10 protein-coding genes are annotated in these 13,372 nt (G+C 53.8%); all 10 read right to left on the minus strand.

Going from position 1 to position 13,372, the window contains the following annotated elements; all coding sequences use genetic code 11:
- Positions 1-11: 11 nt before the first annotated feature.
- Positions 12-1,679 carry an ATP-binding protein gene (locus tag ACHZBS_RS27245; protein ID WP_319409682.1) on the minus strand — a complete coding sequence of 556 codons (1,668 nt, stop codon included), beginning with the start codon at positions 1,677-1,679 and terminating at the stop codon, positions 12-14.
- Positions 1,680-1,692: 13 nt separating this feature from the next.
- Positions 1,693-3,381 (minus strand): SLC13 family permease, encoded by a 1,689-nt coding sequence (locus ACHZBS_RS27250; protein WP_319409683.1) that lies wholly within the window; start codon positions 3,379-3,381, stop codon positions 1,693-1,695.
- A gap of 716 nt (positions 3,382-4,097) precedes the next feature.
- Complete coding sequence (locus tag ACHZBS_RS27255) at positions 4,098-4,544, minus strand: response regulator (protein ID WP_319409684.1); 447 nt, start codon at positions 4,542-4,544, stop codon at positions 4,098-4,100.
- A 221-nt stretch (positions 4,545-4,765) separates the two neighbouring features.
- Positions 4,766-6,460, minus strand: coding sequence for an ATP-binding protein (locus ACHZBS_RS27260; RefSeq protein ID WP_319409685.1), 1,695 nt, complete (start codon positions 6,458-6,460; stop codon positions 4,766-4,768).
- Between the two features lie 349 nt (positions 6,461-6,809).
- Positions 6,810-7,217 carry a response regulator gene (locus ACHZBS_RS27265; RefSeq protein WP_319409686.1) on the minus strand — a complete coding sequence of 136 codons (408 nt, stop codon included), beginning with the start codon at positions 7,215-7,217 and terminating at the stop codon, positions 6,810-6,812.
- Between the two features lie 131 nt (positions 7,218-7,348).
- Positions 7,349-8,167, minus strand: a complete 819-nt coding sequence (locus ACHZBS_RS27270) for a hypothetical protein (RefSeq protein WP_319409687.1) — start codon at positions 8,165-8,167, stop codon at positions 7,349-7,351.
- A gap of 110 nt (positions 8,168-8,277) precedes the next feature.
- Positions 8,278-10,977 (minus strand): bifunctional acetate--CoA ligase family protein/GNAT family N-acetyltransferase, encoded by a 2,700-nt coding sequence (locus ACHZBS_RS27275; protein ID WP_319409688.1) that lies wholly within the window; start codon positions 10,975-10,977, stop codon positions 8,278-8,280.
- A 101-nt stretch (positions 10,978-11,078) separates the two neighbouring features.
- A complete protein-coding gene (locus ACHZBS_RS27280) occupies positions 11,079-11,990 on the minus strand; it encodes a universal stress protein (RefSeq protein WP_319409689.1) in 912 nt (303 codons plus the stop codon).
- A gap of 46 nt (positions 11,991-12,036) precedes the next feature.
- A complete protein-coding gene (locus tag ACHZBS_RS27285; protein ID WP_319409690.1) occupies positions 12,037-12,723 on the minus strand; it encodes a CBS domain-containing protein in 687 nt (228 codons plus the stop codon).
- Positions 12,724-12,794: 71 nt separating this feature from the next.
- Positions 12,795-13,265, minus strand: a complete 471-nt coding sequence (locus tag ACHZBS_RS27290; RefSeq protein WP_319409691.1) for a universal stress protein — start codon at positions 13,263-13,265, stop codon at positions 12,795-12,797.
- Positions 13,266-13,372 lie beyond the last annotated feature (107 nt).

Consider the following 13,372-nt stretch of genomic DNA (forward strand, 5'->3'; position numbering starts at 1 on the left):
CGCATTCTCCTTTATTTCTTCTCGGGTAGCACTACCGGCAGGGATACGATGAAGGTGGTTCCTTGACCTTCGATGCTCTCCACGGTGATCCGGCCACCCATTTTTTCAATGATGCTGTAGCTGATGGACAGCCCCAACCCGGTCCCTCTACCGTTTGGTTTCGTTGTGAAGAACGGATCGAAGACTTTCTTTTGAATCGCTTCGGGAATCCCCGGTCCGTCATCGCGGATAATAATGTTGATCAAATGTTTGTCCAGTTTGGTGGTAATATCGATAACGCCGTTACTGCCAATGGCGTCGATGGCATTGTTGATCAGGTTCATGAACACCTGTTGAAGCTGGGATTGGTCACTGGCGATCACCGGCAGCCGGTCGGTGAAGTGTTTTCTGATTTCGATGTCGTTGATGCGGGCATGGTTGGCCATGATATCGATGGTCTGATCCAGCACCCGGTTGATCTCCACGTCGTCCAGGCGGGGTTCCATGCGTCGGGCAAATCCCAGCATGGAGTGGGTGATTTTTCTAGCCCGGTCCACATGCTCTTCGATTTTGGCGATAGAGGCAGCAAATTCTTTAACGTTGGCGCTGTCCCGAAACTCCTCTTCGGCCAACAGATCCTCCATCCACCCGGCCTTTTCGCCGATGACCGCTAACGGGTTGTTGATTTCGTGGGCGATTCCGGCGGCCATTTTGCCCAGGGCCGCCAGTTTGTCCTGCTGAATCAGTTGGCTGTTGAGTTCGTTCATTTCCTTGTCGGTCTGCTCCAGGTGGCGGACCAGGATATGGGAGATAAGCACGATGGCAGAGCAGATGATCAGGCATCCGACCGCGATGATGAGGATTTCCGTATTGCGGGCCTTGACCAACCACCCTTTTTCCTGGCCGGCAATCTGGCTGATTACCAGGATCCAGTCGCCGTCCTTGAGCCAGGACCCGCCGATGTAGCGTGTGTCGCTGCCCGGTACTTTCTTTTCAATGACGGTGGTGCCTTCCCCGAATTTCTGAGTGTCGATCTCGGAATCGCCGAGAATAACACCTTCAAAGCGGGGGTCGGTCTGAAATATCCCTTGACGGTTGACGATATAGGCATCTCCGGAAGTTCCCACCTGGGCGCTTCTCACCAGTCGGTTGAAGATGTCCGAGTCGATGGTGGCCCGCAGGATCCAACTGCTGTTGCCGGCTTCACCCTTCACGGCGATAATGAAGTGGGGCACCTTGCGAAAACCCATGTAGACATCGCTGATATATTTACCCCGGCGCATAACTTCATCGAACCAGGGCTGCTGATAGTAGGTGAGTCCTTTGAGGCTGTAGGGTCCGGCATAGGCCAACTGGCGTCCTTCTTCGTCGATGACACCCAGATCCACCAGCCCCAGCCCTTCGGCCCGCCTGTTGATCAGCCTGAAGAGCCGGGACAGGGTGTCCTGATCTTTAAGGGATTCAAAGGTGTGGGTCTCCACGATCATGGCCAGGATGGTGGTTCGCTCACGCAAAAAGACATCCACTGCATTGCTCTGGGAGCGGGCCAGGTGCCGGATCTGGTCCTCGATGCGTTCCTTGTAAAGTTTGCCGAACTGATAGTAGATTGCCCCTCCCAGCAGGATCAACGGGCCGATGGACACCACCAGGGTGATGCTGATCAGTTTCAGCTTGAGGTTCTTGTATAGGGTGCGTTTCATGTTGACCGCCGTATTACCAGGAGATGAACTTCCAATAGCCCAGCACGGCCCAGAACCAGAGCACCAGCCATGCTAGAATCGTTACCGGCAGCCCGTATTTGACAAAGTCCATGACGTCGAGGAGACGTTCACCGGTTTCAGGATCCTTGCCCATGCCGAAACAAATGGCGTTGTTGGGCGTACCGACCACCAGGAAATTGGCAAACGAAGAGGAAAAGGAGGTGATCAGGCCGACTTTCCACACGCTTACGTTAGCCAATGTGGCCATGGGCAGAACGATGGGGCCCAGGGCCGCCACTGTGGCACCGTCGCTCATGAAATTGGTCATGGTTCCGGTGAGCAGGCTGACCCCGATAACCAAACCGTCTCCCTTGGTGAGAAAATCCGGCAGAAAACTTACGAAACTGCTGGCCAGCCACAGGGCACCGCCGGTGAATTTCAAGGCCACGCCCATGGCGCAGGCCGCGGCATAGAGTCCAACCACATCGAAGGCCACGCCGTTTTGGATATCTTCCCAGTTGAGGATTTTAAACAGGAACATGGCCATCACCGCATACAGGGTGGGGCCCCCGAGGCCGGCATGTTCGCCGATGAGCACCCAGGCGGCCACCAGAAGGACCAGGATAACCGCCATGGCCGCTTCCCGTCCCCTGAATTTAGGCATGTTTTTCACTTCGTCCCTGACCACCTTGCCAGGGTCCACATTTTTGACCTTGAATTGGGGTTTCAGCCGAAGGTACATGTAAAGTCCGATCACCCAGGACATGACCGGCACAAAGGGAATGCCGGTTTTCATCCACTCCAGGAATGTGATCGGCATGCCGTAGTCGGCCAGGTAACCCACCATGATCGCATTGCGGCCACCGGCAGCCGGTGAACCCGGACCGCCGTGGTTGGCTGCAAAACAGACACCCAGCAGGAGAAAGATAGCCAGAGCCCGGTCTTTTTTGACACCGTACATCTTGCAGGTCACCTTGTAAACGCCCATGAGCACGGGAATAAGCAATGCCACCAGGGCGTGCTCGGACAGGAATCCGGCCGACAGAGACAGCATGGGCAGGAAGATGAAGGCGAAGGCCTTGGCGCTTTTGATTCGGCTGAGCAGGATCAGGCCGATGCGCTTGTCCAGGCCGGTTTTGGCTACCCCCACGGCCACGGCCAGAATGCCGAATATGAAGAATACCGCATCGGTCATATAGGCTTTGGAGATGTCATTGATGGGCAGGATGGCAAACAGGTAAAGCATCACACCCACCAGGATGTCCGTGGCCCCCAGCGGCAGGGCTTCGGTGCCCCACAGGAAGGCAGCCAGAAACAGGATGCAGACGGTCAGCTTGGCCATCTGGGCAACTTGGTAAGGGGTGAGCAGGGGCCTGATCTTGTTGTGGCCGCCTTCATCGGAAACCTTTGCCTTGGGGGACTGTTCGGCATTGAACGCCTCGGAACGCAGTTTTTTGTTTACCGTATCGGTAATCGTCTTGGCACCCTGAGGCAGTTTGTACCCGGAGGGGTTTTCCGTTTTGACCATGTCCAGCATGCCCTGCGTCGGTGGCATCATAACGGCAAAGGTGAACGCCAGGGCAGCGATGATAAAGAACATGGGTTTGTATCCGGGCCTGCTTTTCCACGTCCATTTCCGGTCTTCGATCTCTTCTGCCAGCAATGGGTCGAAACCATGGTCCACTGCGGTTTGATGTGACATGGGTCCTCCTTCATCGATCACTGTTTAACAGGGTGTTGAAACCGCCCCTTGGCAGTCTTCCATCACTCGGTGGTTGCCGGCCGGTACCGGTCAGTCATAGCGTCAGCAATGGGTATGCCATCGGCAAACAGATGTGAGAATTATTATAATATGAAGAAAATAAAGGGAAAAAATGTCATGTGGAAACCGACTTCATTTTTTTGGAAGGGTTGTCGTGTCAGTATGTTTTACAATTTGTAAAAGGCGTTATGTTAATAGGATCGGGTCTGGGAAAAATAAGGAGGGTTGGATATGGCTGCACATTCACGAAGTCAGGGAATGATCGCAAGGGTTCAAGGCAACCGGAAACGATGCACGGAGTCATGGGCGCTTCCTTTCCGGACGGCAGTTGCCAGCGCTGAATATCCGCCCTGGCGCGTGTTGGGTTCGATGACCACCCTTGGACCGACGCGGAATTCGGTGCCTGCATCTTAAATCCCGCAAGGGTTTGCATCAGCAGCGGAAAGTGAAGTTCAACGGGAAGATTGAACATTTTCCGGTCCACCTATTTGTCGTATCCGGTGACTTTTTTTATTTTCCGGTCAATACAAATCCTCTTGTCCCTAAAAAGTCGTTCATGGATTCAACCGGCAAGCCTATGCTCAGCCGGTTGTCGTCTCCATTTTGTCTGGCTGCCTGTGATTCATGTTCCGGGCAGCCTTCAGGGATACCTTCGATCAGGCGTTTTTCAGCATCTCACGAGGGGATTTCATCAAGCCGCGCATGCGTGCCACACGGATTTTTTCTTCGATGTTGACCCGCCGGTTAAAGGCATCCTCGGCTTTTTCGACGATTTCTTCCAGATCCGCCGGCTTCATCAGGTAATCCACCGCTCCTGACTTCAACCCTTCGATGGCCGATTCGACGGTGGCATGGCCGGTGAGCATGATCACCTCCACCATGGGAAAATTCCGTTTGATCTCACGCAGGGTGGCGACGCCATCCATTCCCGGCATCTTTACATCCAAGATTACCACGTGCACCGGGTGCGTCCGCAACTTTTCCAGTGCCTCGGCACCGCTGGAGGCGGTCTGCACGTCGAAATCTTTTCTCTCCAGAAGTTTTCGGGTCGTGGAGAGAAAGCGTTCCTCATCATCCACCAACATCATTTTCAGTTTTTCCATGTCATTTTGCTCCTGTTTGGCTGAAATGGACGCATCGTCGCCCACCGGGCCCCGGATACGCCGTTATTGAAGACTTTCCATGTCATTTTGCGGAAAGGGTTTTGTCTGACGGTGGTGCCAGACTGCAGCATATGCCGATCACCCCATTATCCGCATGCGGTTATTTTCGTCCGATAGCATCCGCGAAAGCGATCATCCTTCCGGGTCCAGTGCAGGTTGGGTCAAACCGGTAGCCGTGATGCGGGCAGCACAATTGAAAAGGTGGTTCCTTTTCCCACGGTGCTGGCCACTTCCATTTTCCCGCCCATTTGCTGAACAATGCCAAAACATACGGAAAGCCCAAGCCCCGTTCCTTTGCCTATCGGTTTGGTCGTAAAAAACGGGGCAAATATTTTCTCCATGTTTTCGGGCGAAATGCCGGTGCCATTGTCACTCACGTCAATAGTGGCCGTGCCGTTTTCCCCAGTGGAAAGGTCTAACCCGATGGTTCCGCCGGTGCTCCCCCGCTGTTCGATGATAGCGTCTAAAGCGTTGTTGAGCAGGTTCAGCAGGACCTGTTGGAGACGGGATGCATCGGCGGTCACCCTGACCGGCGTGTCCGGCAGGCGGGGTTCCATCCGGACGCCGTGAACCTCAGCCTTTTTTTCAACCATCTGAATAATTTCCGGGATGACGACGGTAAGATCCAGGTCTTCGGATCGGGATTCACCCTGTCGGCCGAATTTGAGGATGGATGCGGTGATGCGGGAGCATCTGTCAATCTGAAGTTTGATCTGGTCGATGCTGTCGGTGACCTGTTCTTGGGGTTCCCCGGGTTTGAGCTGACCGGATTCAACCATTTCCGACTGAAGGACCCGTATCAATGACAACTCTGTGCTGATGATCTGAAGCGGATTGTTAATTTCATGGGCAAAACCGGCGGCCATTTCCCCCAACTCAGCCAGTCGCGATGCGCCAATGAGCTGCTGGCTCAACAGGGCTTTTTCTGCATCGGTTTTTTCCATTTTTCGTACGATGGCGCCGGTCAGCGTAAAAGCAGCCGCGACGATGCAGGCACCGCCGGCCAGGCAGATGAAAAGGATCGGCATCCGGACCTCCCGCAGGGCCATGAATGCATCGGACTTTTCCTGTCGGATCACCAGTACCCAGTTCTGGTCCTTGAGCCAGGTGGTGGCATAGAGGAATGTCTCTTCATGGTCCTCCCGGTGGATAAAGGTGTGGATTTCGCGACCCTTCAGCGGCAGAGGAATCTTCTCACGGGGCGTTTCCATCAGGTTGCCGCCGCTACGGCGATCCGTCTGCAGGACCCCGCTCCGGTTGAGCAGGTAAGCTTCACCGGTTTTTCCGATGCGGATTTGCCTGACCCGGTTGTTAAAACGCTGGGAATCCACGGTGGCTCTGATTATCCAGGTTCTTTGGCTCTCCTTTTTGGCTACGGCAATGATGAAATGGGGAATGTTGCGATAGCCCAAAAAAACATCGCTGATATAGATGCCGTTTTCCAGGGTCTGCTGAAACCAGGGTGTGTCTCGGTAAAGTTTGCCGGTGAGATCATAGGGGCCATGGTAGGCCACGTGGACGCCGGTGTCGTCGAAAATGCCCAGATCCACGAATGCGCTGGATATGCGCTGAAGCTGCAGGAAGATGGAGGAGAGCCGCTCGGGCCGGACCAGTTCAACGACGCTTGCGGTGTTAATGATCAGTTCCAGGTCGTTTTTGCGTTCCTGCAGAAAAGATTCAATCATCTGCCGATGATCGTCCGCAATCCGTTTCATGGTGGCGATGGTGCTGTTTTCAATGGATTCCGAAAAAGAATGGTTGCCGATGCCCAGGGCCAGTAGAAAGGGAATGAACGGTACCAGAATCATGTTGATCAGGACAAATCGTCTGACACCGGTATATGGGTTTTTTTCCATCGGGAAAGACTCTCTTTTTGCGGTTAGTTTCGATAGAGCAAGGTGGATGCCAAGGCCGGAGGTGTTGATGGATGGCATAACTATATTTAATTTAAGGTTTTTTTTATGTCTGCCCCAACATGGAATTTTACGGTTCTGTCCGTATTCTTTACAATCTGTAAATATCGGATCATCCGGGGTTGCTCGGATCGACCCCTTCATTCCGATTTTTTCCATGAGGCATGCTTTATTTCGTGGAAACATGGATCCAGTCCCGCTGCACTGAAAAGGTGAGGTGAAAGAGATTTCTTCGGATTTATCATCCTGAATGATGCGTCGGGCGCGAATGGAGATGACAGAGGTGGGCGGGTCAGCCTTGCTGTTTAAGGGAAAACGGTGGATGGATGATAGCACCGATGAGAATAGCGTGGATGACTTCTTTTAGAATTTCGATGCTCTGGCCATTTTTTTCAACATGAAACACGTTACCCGCGATAAAATCGGAGAGATCGTCGGCCCCTCGAATACAATAGAGCACCACCGGCAGTTGAGGAACCCGGTCAACTATTTTTCGGGCCATAACGTTTGGATCCACACCCGGAAAATCGGGATCCAAAACGAGCAGATCGATCCGGATGCGGCTATAAATAAGCTTCATAAGCTCTTTCCCGTTTTCGGCCAGCCGGACATTGTATCCACAAGCCGATAGTTCCCGCTTGAGAAAACCTCTGATGTGAGGATTTCGATCGGCGATAAGAATTTCCTTGGCATTTTCCATTGCACTTCTTTCGCGTTGGCGGTGGTCTCGATTTCCCGGATGGTTGCATCTCCTGCTGCGATCCGCAGGAGATGCCGAGGTCAGTCAAAGACACCGTTTCGTCATGGACAGGTTTTGTGGGATCATTTGGTTCAATTGGCGGTAACGGTCACGGTGTCGCTGACCCCACTGGAGACAACCATGCCGCCATCAATGATGAAAAAACGGAATGCGAAGGCCGTGTCTGCAGGCATCTGGAGTTTGTAGGTGCGTTTCTCCAGCCCTTTTTTCGTTTTCTCAATGAATACCGGTTTTCCCCACGTCGCTTCCACCGTTTCAAGGGTCATGGGATGGCGCGTATAGTAGAGAGCGCTGATTTCATTGATTTCTATCCCTTTGTATTCATGCTGTTGGGAATCGATGCTGAATGCCTGTTTCGGGTTGAGGCTGCTGGCGACGACGACCCCATCCTTGAGGATGAATTCCCGGAAGTTGAAATCCGCATAGGGGGCGGTAATCTTATATAGGCGAAACTGTTTTCCGTCCTTGGCATCTTTGACCAGAAGGGGTTTGCCCCAGGTTTGATCTAAATCGGTAACGGTTGTCCGGTGCTTTGCGTAAAACGCTACGCTCAGATCACTGGGAACAAAACCGTCGGTTTGGTGGTGAACTTCCTGTTCGATCTTCTTTCCCGTGTCGGTGATCCCACTGGCCAGAACCATGCCGTCCTTGATCAGAAAATATCGGTATTTGAGATCCGTGTAAGGGTTCTGAACCGCGTAGGTGCGTTTTTCGATGCCGCCTTCCAGTTCGGTAATGTCTGTCGGTTGCCCCCAAACTTTTTCAACATCCTGAGCGGATTTTGGGTGGTGGGTGTAAAATTTCCTGCTCAACGTGTCCGAGCATCCAACGATGGCAAATATAAGGATTATGCTGATTCCAATACTTGTTGAAATCCGATTTTTCCGCATGGGTCTTTCCTTTCTTTAAAATGAGAAGTTTTGGGTAAATGGTGTTTCAGGCCTCTTTTGACCGTTCTCCTGGAAGATTTAAAAAATGATCGCAGGCGGTCATTTTTGACTCAGTTCGAAACGGGTGCCGCGGGCGGCAACCTGGACATGTCTAATGTCAATTCGAATTCGCCGGACTGGCCGCCACGCTTGATGGTAAAGCCAAGCTTGCGGCACAATGCCAGCATTCCTTTATTCTCGGCCAGCACGGTCCCCCAGATGATTCTGAACTGGCGGTCCCTGGCGATGTTGAGGCAGGTGGCCAGCAGATGGGCCCCGATGCCCTTGCCGTGCCAGGGGTCTCCGACAAGCACGGCAAATTCCGCATCCTTCATGTTGTGCTGCAGAATGACGCGAGCGGCCCCCAGCATTTTTTCCGAAGGACCCGATTCCAGAATGGCCACCAGTGCGATCTCCCGGTCGTAGTCGATCTGGGTGAAACGGGCCAGCATGGTGGGTGAAAGCTGTTTCATGGGAGAGAAAAACCGGTAGTAGATGCTCTGGGGAGACAGGGTTTCGAACATTTCCACCAGCAACTGGGCGTCATCGGGGCGGATGGGGCGAATCAGCAGTTCGCCGATGTCCGCCAGTTGCACCCGGGATTCGTACTGGGCCGGATAGGGGCTGACCGCCAGATGCATCGGGGCGGGGAATGACGACGGCGTGAGAACCACGCGGGCGTCTACGGCGATCGGCTGACCGTTTTTGATGACCACGGGGTTGATGTCCAGTTCGGCAATCTGCGGAAAATCGGTGATCAGCTGGGACAGGCGAATCAACATCTCGTCCAGGCGTTCACGCTCGGCCGGCGGGTGGTTGCGGTAGCCTTTGAGCAACTGATCGATGCGCGTGCCCTCCATAAGTCGGGAGGCCAGCAGGCGGTTCAGAGGGGGCAGGGCAATGGCGCGGTCGTTCAGCAAGTCGGCCAGTATGCCTCCCATGCCGAACAGAATCACCGGACCGAAGTCCGGATCCCTTTTGGTACCCATGATCAATTCGCAGTCCGGTTTACTGATCATGGGCTGTATGGTCACACCGTCGATCTTCGCTTGAGGGACGGCGGCGCCGGCTGTGGCGATTAAATCCGTATAGGCTTTTTTCACATCGTCACCGGTCTTCAGGTCCAGAATGACACCACCGGCATCCGTTTTATGAATGATGTCCCGGGACAGAATTTTCATCACCACCGGAAATCCATAGCCTTTTGCAATGGACACCGCCTCGTCAGCAGAAGCGGCTGCCGTTGTGGGATTCACCGGAATCCCGTAAGCCGCGATCAGGGATTTGGCATCTATTTCCGTGAGGCGGCCGTCGGGTGATGACAGACCGATTTCGACCAGGCGGCCTGCGGTTTCCCGATCCACTTGAATCCGTTTGGACAGGCGCGGTGGAATCTGCTGCAGCATTTCGATGCCGCGGGCATGGCGATGCAGGTTCATGAATGCGCGAACGGCCCGTTCCGGGGTGTCGAAGGTGGCGATACCGGCCTGGTTGAATCGTTCCCGTCCTTTTTCCACATCAATGCCGCCCAGCCAGGCTGTGAGTACGGGCAGGGTGGTTTGACTGAATTGATCGGCAAGGGTCTGGGCCACGGTGACGGCATCGGTCAGGGCCTGGGGGGCCAGCATAACCAGCAGTGCCTGTACTTCTTTTGCCCGGGTGAGGATCGAAGCGGCGGCTGCATACCGCTGGGGAGTGGCATCCCCTAAAATATCCACTGGATTCCCATGACTCCAATGTTCGGGGAGGATGGCATCCAGCGCCTCCAGGGTTTCATGTGACAGCCGTACCGGCTCCATGCCATAGTCTGACAGCGCATCGGCAGCCATGACCCCGGGGCCGCCGGCATTGCTGACGATGGCCAGACCCGGTCCCTTGAACCGGCACTTGCGCGAGAGAATCTCCGCGGTATCGAAAAGTTCTTCGAAGGTCCTGACTCGAACGATTCCCGCCCGTTGGAACGCGGCATCGTAGACTGCATCTTCTCCGGCCATGGCTCCGGTATGGGATGCGGCGGCAATTGCACCGGCCCGGCTCCTTCCGGCCTTTAAGGCAATGATCGGCTTCACTCGGCTCGCTGACCGGGCAGCACTCATAAAATTGCGATGGCGGGTGAGGCTTTCCACATACATGACGATGCTGGTGACTGCGGGGTCGGCGCTCAAGTAGTCGATGATGTCGCCGAAATCAACGTCGAGCATCGATCCAAGGCTGATGAAATGACTGAAACCGATATGCTCTTTCAAGGAGAAGTCAAGAATCGCCGTGCAGATGGCGCCGCTTTGGGAAACAAAAGCCAATTTGCCGTCAAGGGGCATAGGTCCGGCAAAACTGGCATTCAGGCGGGCCGGGCCGTACATGATGCCCAAACAATTAGGACCAACGATTCTCAACCCGGTCAAGGCGGCGGCATCCCGGATCTTGCTTTCCAGGGGCCGGCCCGACAGGCCGGCCTCCTTTCCATCGGCGGAAATGATTACCACCCCGGCTGCCTTGATCCGGCTACAATCGGCGACAATACCCGGCACCGTTTCCAGGGGTGTGGCCACCACCACCAGATCCACTGGATCCTCAATCCGGCTCAAGGCGGTATATGCTTTTTTACCCATGATCGAGGCGTCTATCTCGTTAACCGGGAAGATCGGTCCTTCAAATCCACCGTCGATCAGATTGCGCAGTATCGCCCGTCCCACCGACCCCGGTCGTGCCGAGGCCCCGACTATGGCAATGGATGCGGGGTGAAAAATAGTATCCAGTCGGTCAATACCCATGGTCCGCTTCGTCCTTCATTCTTGACAGCATCTTCCCGGTGATTTCTTTGAGCTTTGAGCTTTGAGCTTTGAGCTTTGAGCTTCGAGCTTCGAGCTTCGAGCTAAGTCACAATCCACACCGTATCCTTGCGGCCCGCATGGACGACCTTGTTGCTCACCCGACCCATGAAGAAGTCACTGACGCTGGATAACCCTCTTCTGCCGACCACAATCGTGCCCCAGCCGCCTTTTTCAGCTTTGTTGACGATAGCACCGGCACGACTCAACACACCGGTAATGATTTTGGTCGAGATGTTTTCCGGAGCGAAACCGGCAGCGGTCAAAATATCCACGGCCGGTTTGAAGATGCCTCCGGTATCCTTGATGCCGTTAGCCGTTACTGCGTCCGCATCCGACGTGCTGCCGCCGCGCACCACATAGACCAGTTTTACCTGATAATTACCCAGTTGCCCCAACATATCGGCAACAAATTGTACGGCCTTGATGGCACAGGGAGAACCGTCAACCGCGACCAGCACTTTTTTGTTGACTGGCTTGCGGCCGGCGATGAGCACCGGAATGAAGGAAAGCTTTTCCAGCAGCTTGTTCGTGACACTGCCGACGGTGACGTTTTTCAAGGCGGTGAAGCCTCTGCGGCGGACCAGGACCGCATCGTAGCCTTTCTGAGCCTCGATGATGATGTCACGGGAAACTCCTTTTTTGCGGTTTTGAATTTTAATTTCAACCGCCGACTCGGCGTGTCCGGCCTCCAGCAGCATTTGTTTGGCATCCTCCATGTATTTGCGGATGTTTTTTTTCTGCTGGGCTTCCCAGCTGCGCACGTGGCGGACTACCTTGACGCTCTTGGGTTCCTTTTCCAGATCGTAGTACGCTTCCGGAATGCTGTTGAATACATGGAACAGGACGATCTTCATGCCTTTGAAGGCATCTTCTTCTCCTGCGTACCGAACGGTCTGCAATGCCCGTTCAGAGCCGTCAACAGCCAGCAGCAGGCGTTTTTGTCTGGGTGCCATAGGTTTCCTCCTTCTATCGTTGGAAGCGCGATTTTTTAAGCGCTCATCATTGGTTGTCGAACAGGGTTCGCCGATTTTCGCGGTGATCGACCATGTAGCGCAGCTTGGCCTTGTTTTTGAGAATCTTCAGCATATCATCGATTCTATCCCGGGAAACATCATAGAATCGAAGGTAGACATTGCGGTACCCTGTCGGTGCGCGTTCGTAAGTGGAAAGAATGCTGGCCATTCGTCCACCGAATTCTCTTATCACATTGACAATTTCCATGATTGATCCGGGGGTATCTTCCAGGACGAAGGCCAGGTGAAACCCCCTTTTTTTCAAACCGGTAATGTACAGGGTGGCCTTGAACAGGTCCGTCTGGGTGATGACCCCGCACAGTTGGCCACCGTCATCCACCACGGGTGCGCCGGAAATTTTACGGCCCAGCATGAGGTCTGCGGCCTCCTCCACCGTCCAGTTCTGGTTTACGGTGACCACATCCCGGGTCATGATGTCGACCACCTTGATTTTTGAAATCAGGTAAAGCAGTTCGTGCACATCCAGGCTGGTGGCATCCGAAGCAGAAGCCCGTTTCAAATCGCGGTCGCTGACGATTCCGCAAAGTTTCCCTTTGTCGACCACAGGAAGCAACCGGATGTGGTTTTCTTTCATCAGTGCGGCCGCTCGTTGCATGGAGTCATTTTTCTCAACGGTAATCACCGGCTTGTTCATCCAGTATCTGATTAGCATGGTTTTCTCCTTTTTCCCTTTTGTATACCCGATTGAGCGTACAAAGAGATAAATGGTCTTTTTACTTTTTTTCAGGGCAGTTCGTTGAAACCCGCCGGTATCGTGAGCAGCGGTATGGGCGACCGTCGGTAAAGCTTGCGCGCCGTCGAGCCCACTACCACGTCGGCTAGGTTGCTGCGGCCCTTGGTGCCCACAACGACCATGCTCGGTTTTTCGTTTTCAATAGCCGTGAGCAACTCCCGGTAAGGAATGCCGGTCTGGACGAGATAACTGCAGTTGACCATATCCGGATAAACCGCCTCGATGATTTCCTTCATCTTGGTTTCGCGGTATTGAACCTGTTCGGTGAGATAGTTCGGAAAAGAGAATGCCTCATAACCGGTCATGGTTCGTTGAACCATATCCAGATCACGCTGATTGATTACATTGACCAGCACCAGTTCCGCATCCAGCTTCATGGTCAGCCACACACTGTAACGGACAATCGTTGCCGAATAGTCGGATAGATCCACTGCCGCCATGATTTTCATTGTTTGTGCCATGGGGTGCTCCTTTCTGAGGCCCTATTGAATTTTTAATGGTGTTTTCTCACTTTGAAAAACCATTGAGCAATGGACATGCCACTTCACTTCTGTCTTAAAAAAGTTGG

This window comes from uncultured Desulfosarcina sp., from assembly GCF_963664155.2.
GTDB lineage: Bacteria > Desulfobacterota > Desulfobacteria > Desulfobacterales > Desulfosarcinaceae > Desulfosarcina.

Coding starts and splice junctions, on each gene's coding strand:
- ACHZBS_RS27255 (WP_319409684.1), bottom strand. CDS start 4,544: ATGGAAAAACTGAAAATGATGTTGGTGGATGATGAGGAACGCTTTCTC.
- ACHZBS_RS27285 (WP_319409690.1), bottom strand. CDS start 12,723: ATGCTAATCAGATACTGGATGAACAAGCCGGTGATTACCGTTGAGAAA.
- ACHZBS_RS27245 (WP_319409682.1), bottom strand. CDS start 1,679: ATGAAACGCACCCTATACAAGAACCTCAAGCTGAAACTGATCAGCATC.
- ACHZBS_RS27260 (WP_319409685.1), bottom strand. CDS start 6,460: ATGGAAAAAAACCCATATACCGGTGTCAGACGATTTGTCCTGATCAAC.
- ACHZBS_RS27275 (WP_319409688.1), bottom strand. CDS start 10,977: ATGGGTATTGACCGACTGGATACTATTTTTCACCCCGCATCCATTGCC.
- ACHZBS_RS27290 (WP_319409691.1), bottom strand. CDS start 13,265: ATGGCACAAACAATGAAAATCATGGCGGCAGTGGATCTATCCGACTAT.
- ACHZBS_RS27270 (WP_319409687.1), bottom strand. CDS start 8,167: ATGCGGAAAAATCGGATTTCAACAAGTATTGGAATCAGCATAATCCTT.
- ACHZBS_RS27265 (WP_319409686.1), bottom strand. CDS start 7,217: ATGGAAAATGCCAAGGAAATTCTTATCGCCGATCGAAATCCTCACATC.
- ACHZBS_RS27250 (WP_319409683.1), bottom strand. CDS start 3,381: ATGTCACATCAAACCGCAGTGGACCATGGTTTCGACCCATTGCTGGCA.
- ACHZBS_RS27280 (WP_319409689.1), bottom strand. CDS start 11,990: ATGGCACCCAGACAAAAACGCCTGCTGCTGGCTGTTGACGGCTCTGAA.